This is a genomic window from Paenibacillus plantiphilus, from assembly GCF_927798095.1.
Taxonomy (GTDB): Bacteria; Bacillota; Bacilli; order Paenibacillales; family Paenibacillaceae; genus Paenibacillus_Z; species Paenibacillus_Z plantiphilus.
Genome location: NZ_CAKMMF010000003.1, coordinates 105,784 through 124,260 on the forward strand (window position 1 = coordinate 105,784; position 18,477 = coordinate 124,260).

Here is an 18,477-nt window from a genome sequence, read left to right on the forward strand (position 1 = left end):
GCAAACATAAGCCCTCGCACTCCTCGTTATAGCTCTGTTTTCTCATAGGGGTCCAGTCGGTCCCGCAATCCCTCGCCGATCAGATTGAACGCCAGCACCGTCAGAAAAATAAAGAGCGCAGGCCCGATCAGAATGTGCGGTGCTTGCATGAAATGATCGCGTCCATCTGCCAGCATGCTGCCCCACTCCGGCGCCGGAGGCTGCGAGCCCAGTCCCAGGAACGATAGGGCCGCAATCGAGAGAATCAGACTGCCCAGCTCGAACGTCGCCAGAATCAGCACCGGACTTATCGCTTTGGGCAGCAGCTCCTTGAAGATGATGGCCCCGTTTGTTGCCCCGAGAACTCGGGCGGCGGCGAAGGAGGTTTCGTTCTTGGCATGCAGCACGACACTGCGGGTCAAGCGGGCAAAGGAAACCCACCATACCGCGACGACGGCAAGAAGCAGATGGCTAAGACTTGTGCCGAACAGGGCCGCAATAACCATCGCCAGCACCATAAAAGGAAAGGACAGCAGCACATCAATAAGACGCATCAGAATAATATCGATGATCGAGCCATGGAACATCCCCGCCGTCAAGCCAACGAAAAGTCCGATGATAAGGGCAGCGCAAAGCGCAACGACGGACGATATCAAGGTCGTCTGCCCGCCGTGCAGCGTACGGGACAGAACATCTCGGCCGAAGCGGTCCGTACCCAAAGGATGCTCCATGCTCGGTTTCTCCAGACGCTCCGTCACATTCTGCTTCACGGGATCATAAGGAGCAAGGAATGGCGCACCCAGAATGAGAATGGCCAACAGACCAAGAACGACGATGCCGCTTACGAGGCTGACCGGATGATTGGCGTTAGACATGTTCTTCAGCTCCTGCCTCTCTTTTACGATGGATACGAGGATCGATGAGCGCGTACACGACATCAACGCACAGATGAATGAGGATCACCAGCGATACCATGACTAGAGCATAGCCTTGAATGACGGGATAATCCTTCAACAGAATGCTGTCGAGCGCGTACTTGCCAATCCCCGGCCAGGAAAAAATGCTTTCGATAACGACGGCCCCGCTGATCAGCGATGTAAGCGAGAGCGCGATCATCGTAATGACGGGAAGCAGCGCATTTCTTAATGCATGCTTGACGACCCGCTCCCGGCTCAGCCCTCTGGAAAGCGCTGAAAGCACATAGATTCGGCCGAATTCGGACAGCATGTTGGCTCTCACCATCCGTATTAATTGCGGGGCGCCGATGAGCCCTAATGTAAGAGCGGGGAGCCACAGCCTTGACAGTCCGGCTTCACTGCTAATTTCGTAAGCGCCTAACGTTACCGCAAATAAAGACAATAGAAACAGTCCGATAACAAACGCCGGAGTGGAGGCCAACGCTACACAGGCAAGCCTGATCGCATTATCGTAAGACTTGCCCGCCTTTAGTGCGGAGACCGTTCCGAAGAACAGTCCCAGTACGGCTTGAATGAGCAGTGCGGCTGCGGACAGCATGGCAGTGGCCGGCAGTCTTGCCACGATCTCCGCGCTGACCGCTCTTCCCGTATGAATGGAGGTGCCGAGATCTAGCTGCACCAGATTATGAATCCAAGCCGTGTACTGCTTGATCATGCTCTGATCCAGTCCCAATTGAGCGCGCAGCCCGGCTGCCCGATCGTTAAAGGCTTGCTTATCGCTCAGGGCGGCTTCACCCGGATGGCCCAGAAGCAATTGAACCGGATCACCGGGAGCCAGTCGAATCAAGGCGAAAATAATGAGCGTCGCACAAAATAACGTAACGAAAGCTTCCAGCAGCTTGCGCAGCAGCATCCTGTACATGGCTGCCGCCTATTTCGAATCCAGAGTCAAGTTTGCGTTCACTGTATTCTCGAACTGTCTGAAGTGGTCTTGAAATCCATGAAGCTTCCCACTTACCGCAGTAATTTGCGGACGCGGGAACAGACTGATGACCGGCGCCTGTCCGGCAACCCGCTCATTGATCTGGAGAGCCAGCTTATTGCGTGCCGCTCCATCCGACTCTTCCGCCAATCGGGCCAGCAGTTGATTCGTTTCGGCATCGTTAAAGCCGCCATAGTTGGCGCTGCCTTCCGGCGCATATTGGCCTGTCAACAGCGTAAGCTCATCCCCGAAGGTGCTCCATGCTTCAATCGAGGCGTCCCAATCGCCGGATTCGCGGGCTGTCTGGATCAGGCTGTAGTCGCCATGCTGCACCTCCGCTTTCACGCCGACACTGGTCCATTGGTTTTGCAGCGCTTCTCCCAATGCTTTATCACCGCCCCATGTCATCAATCGCAGCGTCAAAGGCTTCCCGTCCTTATAGCGAATGCCCTCAGAGCCTAGTGCCCATCCCGCCTCATCCAGCAGCTCCGCAGCTTTGTCCGGGTCGAACTTGATGTAGACCGCATTCTTCGCCTCTGCGAATGCCGGATTGGAGCCCAGCCATGTCGAAACGGGAATACTCTCCCCTTCCGCCGCAAGGATGACGAGCTCCTCCCGATTCAGCGCCCAGGACAGCGCTTGCCTGACCCTGACATCCTCGAACTGAGGCTTGCCCAGATTGAGATAAATCGTTTGCGTATTGGCCGCTGGAGTAGCCGAAATTTTTGCCTCTTTGCTGTCTCTAAATTGCGCAAGGCTCGTTGTACCAATATTCAGCGCCACTTGGCTGCGCCCGCTTAATACGGAGAGCACCCTCGTCTGCTCATCGCTGATTTCTTCATAGACGACCCTTTGAATGACGGGCTTCTTTCCCCAATAATTCTCATTCAATGCCAGAATCATCTTCTGCTTCGGACTGAATTCCACCACTTTATACATGCCGGTAAGATCCATCGTCCCGATCGCGTCATGCTTGGCCTCCGCATTGTGAATAACAGTCTGGTAATAGGACAAGTTCAGCGGCACCTGCATGTGGCTGCGCTTCGTCTTGACCTGCAGCGTGTAATCATCCTTTTTGGCAAAGGTCAGCTCCTCCAGAAAAGGCTTCGCCTGCAAATCTAGCGATTTGGAGCGCTCCAGCGAGGCGATCACCGCATCAGCATCTATGGCTTTGCCGCTCCAGAAGCGTGCTTCGGGCCGCAACTCAATCTCCCACGTCGTGGGGTCAACCTCTGCCGCGCTCTCTGCAAGCTCAGGCTGAACCTTGCCCCCCGCGTCCACCTTGAACAGCGCTTCTGCCGCGCCGATATTTCTCAAATAGCTGGAGGTGAGCGGCTTGACAGGATCTAAGCTAGCGGCGATTTCCTGACCTGCCACAATCAGCTCCCTGTTGTCTCCTTTGTCCGCGTTGTCTCCTTTGTCCGCGTTGCCTGCTTTATCTGCTGCGTCCGCTTTGTCCGATGTGTCCGGACCGCTGCCTGCCCCCGCGCTATCCTTTGTTCCAGCCGGGTTATTTCCCGTTGACGCCGTATTGCTGTTATTGCTGCAGCCCACCAATGTAATAATTACGATTAAAGCACTTAAAAATAAAACCTTTTTCATCGTTTAGTATCCTCCACTCCGCAGTACGGTATCTGATGTTAGTTTCAATTTCCCCTGTCACTTGTTCATTTTTCCCTTAATTAAAATCTGCTGTAGAACTGTGCTTCCTACACCGCTTGCGCAATGACCTGCATCCGTCTGCCCAGCATGTCATGGCTAAAGTCCAAGGGGCGTTCCGGATCATAGTGATCGACATGCGGCGCCGGTTTGTCAAAAAGCTGCAGAACGCGGAAGCCGCTTGAAGCGAGATAATAGGCCATCTCTTGCGGGAACAGGAGCCGATGTCTTAAATGCTCTACAATGGGCTCATGCCCTGCCACTGTCCAGCTGTAGTCCCGCTCCAGCATTTGGCTCGCGGGGTCGATGCTAAAGCGCGTCCGGAGCGAAACGACCGTGTCGCCCAGCTTCCTCTGCTCAACCAGCTCCTCCGTAAGCCAGCGCTGTCCTTCCTTCGTCAGGAAGAAAGCGGCATTGCGCATATCGAGATAGAGCAGCCCGCCTTTATGCAGATGGTTGCGGAAACATTGCAGGCTCGCGAGCACCTCTTCATTGGTGAAGTTGTATAGGAAGGTGCTGCCTGCGCATATCAGCGCATCGAACTGCTGCTGCAGCGAAAAGTCGGCCTGATTGCCATACACAAAGGACGATTCGGAATAATGCTTTCTAGCCCAGGCGAGCATCTCCTCCGAGTTGTCCAGACCGACAGCCTCATATCCGGCACCGTTCAGGTAAGCCACCTCGCGCCCTGGCCCGCATCCGATATCCAGTACCTTTTTCCCCGCTTTGTACGCCATTAACAGCTTATGTATAAAGTGCGCCATGCTCTGGTCATGCTCGCCGTTAAATGCCAGATAGAGCGAAGGATTCGTATGGAGGAAATTATCTGTATCGACTATGAAATTCATCGTCATCCCCTTACTCCCCTCTGCTTGTATAGCTGTATAATTGGGAAGCGCCTGCACTGAACTGGGTAAAAGGGAACGGCTCGGCAATAAGCGCAGCAACACCCTTGCCCACAAATTGGGCGATCACCGCACTTCCCGTCTGTGCGTAAACGGTCAGCGGAATTCCTCTATCCCGCACACGCGCCAGGATGCGGTCGAACGACCCGTTGCTTAATGTCATAGCCGTGCAGATGACACTGTCGGCCTGCTCCAGCACGATGTTCATATCCTGCTCGACAGCTTCTCCCCACTGCGTTTCTTTCAGCTGCAGATCACAGGGCAGACAAGTCCCCCCGCGCTGCTTGATAGCCTCGATGAGCGGATTGACGACACCGATAAGGGCCACTTTATGACCTGGCCCAATGTCAGCCATCTCCGCGATGAGGGCGTCACGCTGTCTTGCCTTTTGAATCGGCGTTCCCGCAGGGATATCCACCACGTTGGCGCAAAGACTCAGGTGAGGATAGACGACGCCCAGATAAGCGTCCATCGCCGCAATTTGTACGGGGAGCCTGTCGTCCCGCAGCGCGGCATCCAGAGAAAGTCCGGACAATTGTGCCGCAGCCTCCGCAGCCACTTGATCAACCGTATGGGAGCAGGCGCCAAAATAAGCCTCCACTCTCAGCAGCAAATAGTAATTGTGATATTTGATCGCGGAGGATGGGAATTGAGTCGTCTGGTAAATCGACGATGCCCCTGTAATCGGCAGTGTATCCGGCTTGGGGCCCAGCCCTCCTTCCAATATAGCCTCCCGCAAATCTGCAACCGTACAACAGTCTCTTGTCTGCACTCGCTTCACACCTCCACTCGCTGCTCAAAGCTGAGAGTGATCCGCGCAAGCGCTTGTTCTGCATAATCTCTGGCATTCAAGCCTTCGGTATCCTGCGCGATGATGTGGCCCAGGTAACAGGCGTTGTCAATCGGCGTCTCGACCGACTTGCCTGCACAATCCTCGATCTTGCAGCGGACGACATGTTCATCCGATTGCAGCGATTCAATCCCCTCAATGCGGGTGATAGTGCCGCCCCGGGGAGGAACGAGAAACATAACCGCCGCACTCGCTATGCCGCTATCCTTGGCAGTTAGGACAGGCTGTTCGCCGATAGAGAGATCTACGAAGGCATGGAGCAAATCAATGTCGGTAACTCGTTCGATGAGCTCCACAATGTAATTGCCGGCTGTTCTTGGATTGATCTCGACGATGCGCGGGCCCGCAGCTGTAAGCTTCACTTCCGTATGGGCAATACCATGATCGAAGCCGACAGCCTCCAGCGCGTTCCGAACGAATTGCGTCACCTCGGCGTAAATGTCATCATTCAGCTTTGCCGGGAACATATGGCCATTCTCGATAAAGTAGGGCGTTCCGGTAATGGATTTGTCCGTAATGCCCAAAATCGTAATCTCGCCATTGCAGGAGACGCTCTCCACACTTACCTCCTCGCCCCGCATATACTCCTCAAGCAGATAGGTGCAGTCTCTGGCCTGATCTCTGAAATTAAGCGGAAAAGCTTCCAGCGCCTCATAAGCGTCGCGCAACTCCTTCTCGTTCTGGATGAGGCTGACGAAGGCGCTGGATGCCAGATCTACCGGCTTCAGCACTAGCGGATAACCGATTGCCGCTGCTGCTTCCTCTGTCTCTGTCCAACTGCTCGCAAGGCGATAGCCCGGGTTGGCCAATCCGGCCCGGTCAAGCGCCTGGCGCATGAGATGCTTTTGCCGCACATTCTTCACCGCATCAGGGAACGGGCATGGGAGATTGTAGGCCCTCGCCACCTCGCGCACAACATCGATGTAATAATCACAGACCGTAATGACACCGTCAAAACGGTACGGCCGCAGAAATTCGATCAAGCCTGGAATATCGTTCGTCTCCGTGACGAGTACCGAGTCGGCATGCCGTATAACAGGATGCTGCTCCGTGCTCAGCGGACTTTGATAATGCTGGGGCTTGCGGGTAACGAACGTATAGCTGTGTCCGAGCGACTTCAGAAGTGGCGGCAGCAGATTGCCGCTTGCTCCCACCCAGCTCTCAATCATCAACAAATGTGACATCGTAGACCTCCGATACATAGTAATAGTCGTTCTCAATACGAACTTTGGACATGCTCCCTTCTCAGCACCCTCATGCAAACCAGTGCGGAATCGCCTTCCATCAATTTATTAGTAATTATTACGATATAGGAGCAAGATGAATATACTATACTGGAATATCGAGTGTCAATCTAAAAAAGATAAAACTCCGGCAGATGTCCAAGCGGGCAGATTCTTGTCTGCATTAAATAGTTAGAAACCATTGTCGGGAGGTCTAGCCATGGCTTGTAACAATACTGCAATCGCTTTAACTTGCTGTGCTGATAAAGACTACGTGCAAGATAAAGTATGTACACCTTGGAGCGGTACAGTTGTCGCGGCTGATGTTCTTGTTGTCACCTTTACGAATAACATCAATCAAAATATTGTGGGTACGGGATATTTGCAATATGATATCGGCCCAGACGATATCACATTCAATTTTCTTGACAGTACAGGAAACCCGATTAATCCTGCTCCAATTACAGTTGCGCCGGGAACAAGCATAGCTTTTACTTACAGACGTTTCAGTGTTATACAAATAACGCTGCCAGCAGCATCAGCAGGAACTTATCAAGGTGAATTCTGCATCACTACCCGCTACCCTGTCCAATAAAAGCACGAAAGGAGATTCGCACATGTGCAATTCAACACTTAGTTGTTGCTCGGATAAAATTGTTGTGCAAGACAAGGTGTGCACGAATTGGCAATTAGCAGCAGCAGGGACCCAGATCATCTACACGGACAATATGTCCCAAATCATCAGCGGCACTGGATATATCAAGTATGAGACTGGCACTGGATCTTTGACCGTGAACTTTCTCATAACGGGGGTCGTCGCTCCCATTCAAACCATCGTTATTCCTGCTGGAGGAAGCTCCTCATTTACTGTGGCACGATTTAACACCATTTCAATCGTCTCGACAGCAGCAGCGCAAGGCGAATTTTGTATTACAGTGCGTTATAACCTATAATCGTTTCAACCGCTATGTATGAGGTGGCTCTTCTAAGTTGATGAAGGACCACCTTTCTTATTGCTCATTATCGGAGGCGGGCGTATCCGGCAGATCAAGCGTGATGGAAACGACGTATTTCCCTTCCACATAGGTATGCTCATTGCCTTGAACAGAAATTTTCACTGATTGAATGCCTTGGCTTAGAAAATTGACTGTATTGCCTGGCGGTACATACAAATGCCCTTTCGCAGTTCCCTCAATTTCCACCTCTAAAATATCCGTGCTGGTTGGATTGGAATAAACACTGATCTGCGCAACCCTGTTGCCCAATTCAACAGCAGCCCCCCATATTTGAAATCCGGGCTGTTTGCCCTGGATTAACAAATTCCCGCAGCATTCTTTTTCTACAAGGCGATTGCCGGGTTTTTTCGCTGGATCTACTGGATCTTTACAATGGGAGGAGGAGCATGGTGTTGGTCTTGATTTGTGACAACTCTTTGGAGGACGAGGAAAGATTGGAAGGCATCTCCTCCTCCGCCTTCTCTTTTTACAACTTTTTTTCTTTGTTGCGCATTTGATCCTCCGCTTGCTTTTCTGAGTACAATAGGGATTCACCATAAAAACGATCATCGATGGGAATAAGGCATCTTTCCTTCCGCAATTTTTCCTTTTCAGTGTTCTCCCCCTTTCTTTTAAGGAGTGGATTTTCAGGTGAATACTTATATTAAATGTAGCTATTCAGCACATGGTCATACGTGGCCAACAATTATTTCTGAAGAAATGAATACGCTTCACAGCATCATCGCCTACTGTCAAAAGAAAATAAAGTACTAATCTGACGATGCTGCATTAAGCTCCCTAACGGGCAGGAAAGTTTAATCCCTATGGATGGTATTTTGTGCGAAGCTCATAAACAAGATGTTACATTTAATTGTACAAATAACCTAAATTTTGAAACCATTTTTAAGTATGAACGTAACTTATTGTTAATTAATTGAAAAGGGATGGTGCGTATGAAAAAAGTTGCTGTGATCACAATGCTAATTTGCTCCTTAACCATTGGGTGTACGACATCCAATAACCAACAAAATTCGGTACCGACCCCGGCCACGCCGACACAGACCCAGCCAACAGCCAGCTCAGAAGTTGAATCCTTCTCAGACAAAGTAGATGCCTATCTGCAAAAACTCAAATTCAATGGTTCTGTATTGCTCGCTAAGAAAGGTAAAGTCTTGATTCGCCAAGGATACGGGATGGCGAATCTGCAGACGAAATCACCAAACACCCCGAACACCATTTTCCGAATCGCCTCCGTCACCAAACAATTCACTGCGCTTGCCATTATGCAGCTTCAAGAGCAAGGAAAGCTGAATGTGAAAGATCCTATACATAAATATCTGCCCGATTATCCACATGGCGACAAAATCACGATCCACCATTTACTCACCCATACTTCCGGTATTCCGGATTTTACTGGCTTTCCAGATTATCTAGAGACGATAGGGCAGCAGATAACGGTCGAACAGTACTTGGACAAATTTAAAGATAAACCGCTGGATTTTGAGCCAGGAAGCATGTCAAAGTACAGCAATTCAGGCTATATCGTACTAGGCGCCATCATTGAACGGGTCAGCAAGCAGACGTACGAAAACTATATTTACGAGCATATATTTAAACCACTTGGGATGAACAATTCGGGTATCCGAGATGAAGGTATAGCGGAAAAACAATTCGCGGTTGGTTATACCAACGGTCTTGATACGCCTTCCGAGGCGCCGTTCGTCGATATGAGTACTGCTTATTCCTCCGGAGGGATATATTCAACGATCGATGATCTGTACAAATGGGATCGGGCGCTCTATACGGAACAACTCATCAAGAAAATCTCGACGGAGGCCATGCTTACACCTTTCAAAGATAATTCTGCCTACGGTCGGGTCGTCGTGGATGAAGGAAGAAAAATTTATGCTCACACCGGACGTATTCAAGGTTTCGTCGCATATCTCATGCATTACACGCTGGATGACATGACCGTCATTGTGCTGAGTAACAATGACGGTGCCGATATTTTGAGAATTGGGGATACGCTTGGAAAGATTCTTGAGGCGAGCCAGTGAGAACAGCTTTCGGAGCGGGCAGAAGAGTACAAGTTGTTCAACTAAAGGAGAACGTTAGTTGAACAACACAGCGGCAGTCGATGATTTTTTCTCGTTCATTGCTGCCGCCTTTTGTATTCATACATTATTTTCTTTGAACACCTACGTTATTTCGTGCATAGACCAAACGACTCCATTCGTAGCTCCGCTACCTATGTTAAGTGAAATTGTCAGTCCATTCGCATTGTAAAAAAGCCCCACAACATCTCCTGCTGATAATGTAACCTCGCCAGCCAACGTAACTGCGCCATTGCCAAGAACCGCTCTTAATGTCAAAAGCAATACAATATTGACATTCAAAATAGGTAAAAGCCCACTCACCAGGTTCGTGACTGCAGGCGATGTTCGCTGGACAACAAAAAAGGGATTAATTCCAGCGCCAAGGACTGCGGAAATTGCCGCCGTTGTGGAATAGTTTATTGTTGCTGCAATGGAGTATCTCCCAGTAACCGGAATCGTATAATTACCCGTCACCGGATTAAAATTAGCATTTCCATAATAGGGATTTGCAACAGACCAATTAGTAAGCTGCCCGCTAGCTGCTAGTGTAAGGGTAGCCAAAAAAGCTGAAAATCCTTCTGCAGCAAAGTTGGGACCTGTTGCTCCTGTCACTCCCGTTACTCCTGTCGCTCCTGTAGCTCCCGTTCCGCCTGTCGCTCCCGTTGCCCCGGTCGCTCCTGTTGGACCAGTTACACCTTTCTTACGAGGTATTCCGTCACAGCTTAGAGCGCCTGAACATGTACAATGATTGGGTGAACAAGAGCTGGATGTACAACAAGCAAATCTTGACCCGTTAAACTTCGAGTTGCCACTGCACATCTCTAAGCCCCTCCTACTGACACAGCAATCCCGAACTCCTCACGCTATTAAAATTGTATTTATGCTATAAAACTATATTTTTCATATTTTTGCTCAAGCATTCAACCTAAACCATGCCTCTATGAAGCATCTCTATTACTAGTAAATGAATGAGCTGATGCTATTGATTGTACGCAAGCCTTCATTTATGAAAAAATAATAGTCAGATCGCCAAGGCTGTCCGTGAAAATGTCATGTTAATGTGGATTGCCAGCCGACAATGGCCGGACTTCCGTGCGATTAAAGGTTTCGTTCCGAACGCACGAAAAGTCGTACTTGAAAAGTGTTTACCGCCGCAAACATCAATCACCAAAATAGAAACGGGATGGAGCAGGAATAATACCTGATCCATCCCGTTTTCATTTTATCAGCCAGTTACATGTACCGCATATTTCTCACGCGCCTGTAAGGTTGCTTGAACCATATTGCGCAGTGATGCGACTGTCTCTTCATATTTGCGCGTCTTCAGCCCACAATCCGGATTGATCCAGAACTGCTCCGGCGACAGAACGCGCAGCGCACGGTCGATCATGGAAGCCATCTCCTCGACGGACGGCACGCGCGGGCTATGGATATCGTACACGCCCAGCCCGATGCCTTTGTCATACGTGTGCTCCTCGAAGCTTTCGATCAATTCCCCATGGCTTCGCGATGTTTCGATCGAGATGACATCGGCATCCATCGCTCGGATGGAATCGATCATATCGTGAAATTCACAGTAGCACATATGGGTATGAATTTGCGTCTCGTTCTTCACCGTAGAGGTCGAGACACGGAATGCCCGGACAGCCCAGTCCAGATAATGCGGCCACTGCTCCCGCTTGAGCGGCAGACCTTCGCGAATCGCCGGCTCATCCACTTGAATCATGCCGATTCCCGCCGCTTCCAGCGCCTCCAATTCATCCCTCAGCGCCAGCGCAATCTGATAAGCCACCTCTTCACGCGGCTTGTCATCCCGCACGAAGGACCAATTCAGAATGGTGACCGGCCCTGTCAGCATGCCTTTGACCGGAGTTGCCGTCAACGATTGGGCATATACCGTCTCCGCGACAGTCATCGGCGACGTAAATTCGACATCGCCATATATAATCGGAGGCTTCACACAGCGCGAGCCATATGATTGTACCCAGCCGTTCGCCGTAAACGCAAAGCCATCCAGCTTCTCGCCGAAAAACTCCACCATATCGTTCCGTTCGAATTCACCATGCACGAACACATCCAGTCCGAGCTCGCTCTGAACATCAATCCAGATTTTGATCTGGTCTTTAATAAATGCCTCATACTGCGACTCGCTCCATTCGCCCTTGCGCCATTTCAGCCTTGCGCTGCGCACCTCCGGCGTCTGCGGGAAGCTGCCGATCGTCGTTGTCGGCAGCAGCGGCAGGTTCCAGCGCTTCTGCTGCACTTCCCGCCGCACTTCCAAATCTCCCGCACGGGATGACGGCTGCGAGGCCAGATCGGCAATGCGTGCATGGACCTCCTTGCGGGAGCGGGCAGGAGACTGCTGAAGCGCCTCGCGGCTGCGCTTCGAAGCCGCAAGCTCGGAGGCTACCGCTTCCGCGCCGGATCGGGCGGCCTTTGTCAGCAGGGCAAGCTCCTCCAGCTTCTCGTCGGCGAAGGCGAGCGCCTCGCGCAGCACCGGCGCAAGCGCGCCCTCCTGCGCAGCGCTGACGGGAACATGCAGCAAACTGTTGGACGGCTGCACAATCAGGCGATCCGCCGAGACAGCTTGGCCGATTACAGCCAGCAGATCCAATTTGTCCTGAAGATCAGCCCGCCAAATGCCTCTTCCGTCGATCACGCCCGCACCCAGCACCTTGTCCTCGGGAAATCCGTACTTGCCCAGCGCCTGCAAATTCCGTCCGCCATCATGCACGAAATCCAGTCCGATGCCATGCACCGGCAGCGACACGACAGCCTCATAATGATCCACCGCTTCGAAATAGGTTTGCAATTGCAGCTTGATGCCTGGCGCTTCCTTCGTCAGACGGTCATAAATACGCGCCACATGGTCCAGCTCTTCCGAAGCAAGCGTCGTTGCCAGGATCGGCTCATCAATCTGTACCCATTGCACGCCCTCCGCTTCCAATTCGCGCAGCACTTGTCCATACAGCGGCAGAAGCCGATCAATCCAGACCGCCAGCTGCTCAGGTGCGTAGCCCTTGGACAATTTCAGAAACGTATACGGGCCGACCAGCACGGGTCTGCCTTCGATATTCAACTCGGCCTTTGCCTCGCGATAAGCGTCCAGAAGACGGTTGTGCGTCAGCACCGGCGAGATATTGTCCAACTCTGGCACGATGTAGTGGTAATTCGTGTTGAACCATTTCGTCATCTCACAGGCGGTCGCCTCGCGGCTGCCGCGGGCCATTGCATAATAAACGGCCAGGCTCGGCACACCGCCCTCATATTGGAACCGTTCTGGGACAAGCCCGAACATCGCCGCCGTATCCAGCACATGGTCATAATAGGTGAAGTCGCCGACAGGAATAACATCGATGCCTCGCTCCTGCTGAGTCTTCAAATTGCGCAGCCGGATCGCCTTCATCTCCGCTTGGAAGGTCTCCTCCTCCAGCTTGCCAGCCCAATATAACTCCAATGCCTTCTTCCATTCTCTGCCCTTGCCAATACGCGGGTAGCCTAAGTTGCCGCTTCTCATCTCTTCATCTCTCCTCTGCTTCCTTTAAGGAATCTATGAAAAAGATAGCACACACGCGCAGCTATAGCGTAACACCCTTAATCTATTACCGGTTATAGCCAAAGGCTATATCAAACACTTTAGTCGGCCAGCGTTTGATGCAATGCATCGATATAGGCCGCAGCCAGCTTGGAGAGCGCGGCATTGCGATGGCCGATCCACCCGACATGAATCGTCTCATCACTGGCCAGCGGAACTGGAATGATCTCATTGCCATTCAGATCGGCGCTCAGCACGCCCGTGGAGATCGTGTATCCGTTCAGTCCGATCAACAGGTTGAAGAGCGTGGCACGGTCGTTAACCCGAATGCTTTTGCGATGGGACAGCGTACTGAGAATCTCCTCCGAGAAATGAAACGAGTTGTATTCGCCCTGCTCAAAATACAAATACGGATAATCCTGCAGCTGATCGATCGTCACCACGGCATGCCGGGCAAGCGGATTGTTGACACTGATAAAAACATGCGCCTTAGCCGTAAACAGGCTCGTAAACGTCAGGTTGGCGTTTTTGAGCAGCCGGTTGATCACCTTGGCATTAAATTCATTCACATACAGAATGCCGATCTCGCTGCGCTGGCTCTGAACATCCTGGATAATCTCATGCGTCTTGGTCTCGTGGAGGGCGAATTCATACTCATCCTGGCCATGCTCGCGAACCAGCTTCACAAAGGCATTCACGGCAAAAGCATAGTGCTGCGTAGACACGGAGAAATGCTGCGGCGAGGGCTTGGCATTCAAATACCGACTCTCCAGCAGCTCTGCCTGTTCGATGACCTGACGAGCGTAACCGAGAAATTCAGCTCCCTCCTTCGATAGCAGGATGCCTTTATTCGTGCGCTCAAAAATCGTGACCCCGATCTCCTCCTCCAGCTCCCTGATCGCGTTGGAGAGACTGGGCTGGGATATAAAAAGCCGCTTGGCCGCCTCGTTCATAGAGCCACGAGCGGCCACCTCGATCACATATCTCAGCTGCTGCAATGTCATATGTCGTCACTCCTTGATTCATACAAATATCGAGTTGCCGGATCAGCTCCAGCAATGGAGCCCATTCACGCTAGAGACTAGCTGGCAACGAAAGTCTATTCGACTACAATCGTAACATAATGAGTGATGAGAGGCTGCAAATGACTGATGATACTAATTCCCTTTTGCCCCTTGCGCAGCCCTGTAACGACACCGTTCTTATCTACAGAAACAATAGGGTTGGAGTCATAGCCTGTAGAAAAGCTTAATCCCATCTCATGATAGCTTAGACCCGAATCGTTCATTTCTATCGGCTCGACTGCTAATTTTATAGCCTTGCTCTCGCCGACTTTAATCTTTATGATAGTGAACGGGCTGTATTTTTCGTAGGCTGTTCCCGTCGTTTCGTCATAGAACATGATCTTGCTAAGCGGCATATCAACGACTAAATTCATATTATTATCGTTCAAATTCCATTGAAACCCTGTAAACTCCTGTTCCTTTGATTCTTCATTATAATTCGACCAGCTTAAAAATTTAATATAATTATAACCCATGCGAAGGTTCGGATACTTATAATGCCCTCTTCGAAATTCCCCTCTAAAGCGGGTTTCCGGGAAAATCTGTTCAGCCAGACCAGCAATTTGTTTCTGGAAATCCCTCAGCATTCTTTTTGTATGCAGCTTCTCTTCCTGTGTAATCACTCTACCGTATAAAATAGTGTCCATTCCCGGATCATCAAGGACCAGTGAGTGTGGTGACGGTCTCCCCCATTCCATTGTGATATGGTATACAGGATTGCCGATGCTTGTATAGTTTATTTCAAATTTCGGCTCCCAGTCGCCAATAGGAGAAGGCAATGAAGCATAATTCTGATTCAAATATTTCGCGAACTGTTTCATATTCTGTGCTATATCCCCACTCGCAGCAACCTCTTCCAGCGTCAACGGTTTCTCCTGTGCGCTAACGGGTGGTTGAACGGTCGGAACGTTTACCTCGTTCTCTTTCGGAGGGTTGCTATTAGGCATCTCCTGCTGATCGACCTTGGGTGCTGCCGGAGTTTCGTCCAATTTCGGTTCAACTTTCTTTGCTTCTTCGACAACAACAATACATTTCAGAACGATGGTTTTATTTATGGTCCCCTTAACCACCGTTTTTCCAGGAGCCACTCCGGTTACCGTTCCATCTGGAGCAATGACGGCTACATTCTTGTTATCGGAGGACCATTGTACGTCATAGCCGAGCTCGGCGGCTGTTCTCTTATCCTCTCCTGCAACGCGTATACTCAATTGCTCGGATGCCCCTGCATCAATCGTGAGCAGAGATTTATTGATTTGCGCATCTTTGGGCTGAGGACCAACAACTTCAACTGTAATAACAGCGTTAATATTGCCGTTCAAGCTGGCTGTAATCTGTGCTCTTCCCGTCTCTATTGCCGTGACTTTTCCTTGACCATCCACAGTCGCCACTTTATTATTAGAGGATTTCCAAGTGATTGCGACGCGATTAAGATCATATTTTTTCGAAGCCGCTTGAAGGCTCGTGGTTGACCCTTTCTTTACTTGTATGCTGGATGAACGATCCTGGAAAAATAACGGGGGAGCCGCGATCTTGATTGCATTCGCAGTCTTGTCCCAGCTCACATCATTTCCGGTAGCTTCGCTAATAAACCGTAACGGAACGAACGTATTTCCATAAATGGAAATAGGTGAAAAGGATAGCTTGCGTTCCTCACCGTTAACGATAGCTGTCTTCTCGCCAACAACCAGTTCGATCTCCAAACCTTCTCTAGTCCCCGTAATCGTCCCCGACAATTGATTCCACGAAATCATCAATCCCAGCTTCTCGAATATAGGCCGGAATGGAACCATCGTCACTCCATTCACTACAATAGGATCTTTAGCCAGCTTGATTAATGACCCTTCTATATAGACCTTCATTGGAGCTTTAGCCGCTCCAACTATATGCGGGATACCCAGACAAATACTCAGCACAACAATCATCATTATTCGAAATTTATTCAGCATACGATTCTCCTCAACCTTTAATTGGTTTGATCACCATTAATCCGACTGTAGAATCCATATAATAAAGAGCACCCTGATCATCCAAATCAAATGTGCTGCCTGGATACTTGTTCTTGACAATAAGGACGAATCTCTCATTGCCTGCCGGATCAAGTGAGAATACATTGCCTCCTCCATCCTGAATATAGACATTGCCTTGCGCATCACTGTCCATGCTCCACACGGTGGTATATCCGTTCAGCCTCAGCTTGTACTCCCACAGCTTCTTTCCTTTGGAATCGATTTGCATAATACCACCATCGGAACGTACGTAATATTTCCCGTTGCCCGCCTTAGGCAGAACCTCATTGAGCTGCTGGACAGTTGGATTATTCACTTTAATGATACGGCCGCTCTTCAAGTCCAAAATCTCGATTGTTACATTAGGCTTGACCGCTATCCGTATCCATTGTCCTGTTTTCTTGACAAATATGGAATCAGACCAATCATTAAACGAAAGCTGCTTCTGCCATTGGATAACACCTGTACTGCTTAGGTAATAGGCATTGTCATACAGATTGGTCAGCACAAGAACATTATCTTTGGAATCGATAAACAGCTCATCAACATTCGATTTGTCAAGTCTACTCGATGCATTCCATTTCGATACATCCGAATTAAACCAATTCAACGTTCCGTCAGGAGAGAAGGAAGCGATGCCTTCGTTGGTAACCGTGATCAGGTTATTGTTGCTGTCCAAATCAACCGCTTCGATGAAATAAGGGAATGTAAAATGTTTATATGGAATGATATAAGATGCAATTTCACTTCCGGTGCGAGTGATCAGATCCACCTTGGTTCCAAGTGTTTCATCCGATAAATCCTGACGCATCGTATAGATAACGCCCTCTTCTGTCTGCCCCCATTCTTGCAAGATCATCATGTCAAAATCTTGGTAGACTCGTTCCCACAGCACTCTTCCATCTTCCCTGGATACGGCCCTTGTCAGCTCGCCGTCCACCTGTAGAATTTGGTCTTGGTCCACCTTTAATTTCCAGGCATCGGTTAATGGTTTATGCCAATCTATTTCGAAGTTTTTATATCCCCGAAGCTGAATCTTCTTGCCGTTGTCATTCTTATAGGGCAGCTCAATATATTCGGCCGCAGAAAGCCACTTCCCTTTTGCGACAGCGATAGATTGGGCTCCTACAATATTCAATGCAAGTATTACAGTTGTACATAAATAGAATATTTTTTTGAACATCGTGCTCCTCTTTTCTGATCATATTTCTACTTTCATCCTTATTCTCTTTAAAACACAGCATTATTTCTATCAATAATGACAATAAATTGATGTTACCATATTTAAACATATTATGTATATCCGTTTACCATAATCATAAGACGGTAAAGCGCCATACGATTGACTATTGTACGAAACGAGGGGCATAGACAGAAATTGGCGTAGACTTATAAGAAAATTATTGCTTTAAGGAATAGCCGAGCTGAAAAGTCGATATTGTCCACTATTGAACCGTCTGAGTTCAAATGGACTTGCTTATCCAGCTCGCCTGAAGGAGGGGATGTACCGAGCGCAGAAGAATGAAGGGGCTGCTAAGCAGCTATGAGAATGGGTTCAGAATGCAGGATGCCAGCCCGCTCCGCTTAATGCCCCAAGGCTCTCCATATCCGGATAGCGCTCATTGGCCTGGAAGCAGCCGCTCTCTTCTCTAATGCAGCATCCAGGAGGCGGGCCGAGAATAAGGGATTCCTGAATGGGAGCTACAGCCTTGGCATACTCATGCTCGTTCACACAGTAGGCTCTGGCTATAACCTCCTTAGGTATACAACGCAGGAAATCCGATCCGAATACAATATCGGGTGTCGGTTGATCGAAGATTGCCAGCAAATAAGCATGGTCGGTCAAGGCAATAATCCAGTGAAACCAGCCTTTCGGCAATATCGAAACTTGGCCTGGCTTCAGATGATAGGTCATCACCCGCTGTGTGAACGGGTTAAATACCGAGGTCAGAACCTCTCCGCTAATAACAACGATCATCTCCGTCACGTTCGTATGCCAGTGCGGCTGGACGATGATCCCTTTCGTCATATGAATGTTGAAGAAACCGTTCTTAATAGCCGGGAGCTGTTGCCCGAACAGCTGTGTAATGTAATTGCATTGATCACGCTTATAGTTGAGCACTTGATTGGAATCAGCCGCCAGCTTTAAATTCGGGTCTTGCAGCACACAATCTTCCATACAATCATTCCTCCTCTTAGGCAAACGTCTAGTTACTGTATGCCTAAGAGGATGGAAGTGACACCTTCAGCAATTTGTTTCCTGTGC

The 18,477-nt window shown here is 49.8% G+C and carries 16 protein-coding genes; 3 read left to right on the forward strand and 13 right to left on the reverse strand.

The window, feature by feature from the left end; translation table 11 throughout:
• Positions 1–26: 26 nt before the first annotated feature.
• From L6H65_RS03240 to L6H65_RS03265, 6 genes are all read right to left on the reverse strand, one after another.
• Entirely contained in the window at positions 27–854 is an 828-nt protein-coding gene (locus L6H65_RS03240; protein WP_236338945.1) for an ABC transporter permease, read from the reverse strand.
• On the reverse strand, positions 847–1,818 hold the full coding sequence (locus L6H65_RS03245; RefSeq protein ID WP_236338946.1) for an ABC transporter permease: 972 nt from the start codon (positions 1,816–1,818) through the stop codon (positions 847–849). Before L6H65_RS03245 ends, L6H65_RS03240 begins: the two co-directional genes overlap by 8 nt.
• A gap of 9 nt (positions 1,819–1,827) precedes the next feature.
• Entirely contained in the window at positions 1,828–3,480 is a 1,653-nt protein-coding gene (locus L6H65_RS03250; RefSeq protein ID WP_236338947.1) for an ABC transporter substrate-binding protein, read from the reverse strand.
• 107 nt (positions 3,481–3,587) lie between these two features.
• Complete coding sequence (locus L6H65_RS03255) at positions 3,588–4,391, reverse strand: class I SAM-dependent methyltransferase (RefSeq protein ID WP_236338948.1); 804 nt, start codon at positions 4,389–4,391, stop codon at positions 3,588–3,590.
• Positions 4,392–4,395: 4 nt separating this feature from the next.
• Positions 4,396–5,214 (reverse strand): Rossmann-like domain-containing protein, encoded by an 819-nt coding sequence (locus L6H65_RS03260; protein ID WP_236338949.1) that lies wholly within the window; start codon positions 5,212–5,214, stop codon positions 4,396–4,398.
• A 5-nt stretch (positions 5,215–5,219) separates the two neighbouring features.
• A complete protein-coding gene (locus L6H65_RS03265) occupies positions 5,220–6,476 on the reverse strand; it encodes an ATP-grasp domain-containing protein (protein WP_236338950.1) in 1,257 nt (418 codons plus the stop codon).
• A gap of 259 nt (positions 6,477–6,735) precedes the next feature.
• Between L6H65_RS03265 and L6H65_RS03270 the strand changes: the two genes are divergently transcribed.
• Together L6H65_RS03270 and L6H65_RS03275 are read left to right on the forward strand one after the other, a co-directional pair.
• Positions 6,736–7,110 (forward strand): DUF3992 domain-containing protein, encoded by a 375-nt coding sequence (locus L6H65_RS03270; RefSeq protein WP_236338952.1) that lies wholly within the window; start codon positions 6,736–6,738, stop codon positions 7,108–7,110.
• A gap of 22 nt (positions 7,111–7,132) precedes the next feature.
• Positions 7,133–7,468 (forward strand): DUF3992 domain-containing protein, encoded by a 336-nt coding sequence (locus L6H65_RS03275; protein WP_219871274.1) that lies wholly within the window; start codon positions 7,133–7,135, stop codon positions 7,466–7,468.
• 57 nt (positions 7,469–7,525) lie between these two features.
• Here L6H65_RS03275 and L6H65_RS26670 read toward each other — a convergent pair whose 3' ends face one another.
• Positions 7,526–8,080, reverse strand: coding sequence for an S-Ena type endospore appendage (locus L6H65_RS26670; protein ID WP_307728297.1), 555 nt, complete (start codon positions 8,078–8,080; stop codon positions 7,526–7,528).
• A 383-nt stretch (positions 8,081–8,463) separates the two neighbouring features.
• Here L6H65_RS26670 and L6H65_RS03285 point away from each other — a divergent pair, with 383 nt between their 5' ends.
• Entirely contained in the window at positions 8,464–9,567 is a 1,104-nt protein-coding gene (locus tag L6H65_RS03285) for a serine hydrolase domain-containing protein (RefSeq protein ID WP_236338954.1), read from the forward strand.
• 141 nt (positions 9,568–9,708) lie between these two features.
• On the opposite strand, the gene L6H65_RS03290 is transcribed toward L6H65_RS03285, so the two are convergent.
• The 6 genes from L6H65_RS03290 to L6H65_RS03315 form a co-directional block, all read right to left on the reverse strand.
• Complete coding sequence (locus L6H65_RS03290; RefSeq protein ID WP_236338955.1) at positions 9,709–10,218, reverse strand: hypothetical protein; 510 nt, start codon at positions 10,216–10,218, stop codon at positions 9,709–9,711.
• A gap of 613 nt (positions 10,219–10,831) precedes the next feature.
• Positions 10,832–13,123, reverse strand: a complete 2,292-nt coding sequence (gene metE, locus L6H65_RS03295) for a 5-methyltetrahydropteroyltriglutamate--homocysteine S-methyltransferase (protein WP_236338956.1) — start codon at positions 13,121–13,123, stop codon at positions 10,832–10,834.
• A gap of 119 nt (positions 13,124–13,242) precedes the next feature.
• Positions 13,243–14,145 (reverse strand): LysR family transcriptional regulator, encoded by a 903-nt coding sequence (locus L6H65_RS03300; RefSeq protein ID WP_236338957.1) that lies wholly within the window; start codon positions 14,143–14,145, stop codon positions 13,243–13,245.
• 95 nt (positions 14,146–14,240) lie between these two features.
• Positions 14,241–16,151 carry a stalk domain-containing protein gene (locus tag L6H65_RS03305; protein WP_236338958.1) on the reverse strand — a complete coding sequence of 637 codons (1,911 nt, stop codon included), beginning with the start codon at positions 16,149–16,151 and terminating at the stop codon, positions 14,241–14,243.
• Between the two features lie 10 nt (positions 16,152–16,161).
• On the reverse strand, positions 16,162–17,394 hold the full coding sequence (locus tag L6H65_RS03310) for an outer membrane protein assembly factor BamB family protein (protein WP_236338960.1): 1,233 nt from the start codon (positions 17,392–17,394) through the stop codon (positions 16,162–16,164).
• 372 nt (positions 17,395–17,766) lie between these two features.
• Complete coding sequence (locus L6H65_RS03315) at positions 17,767–18,390, reverse strand: cupin domain-containing protein (protein ID WP_236338963.1); 624 nt, start codon at positions 18,388–18,390, stop codon at positions 17,767–17,769.
• Positions 18,391–18,477: the final 87 nt, after the last annotated feature.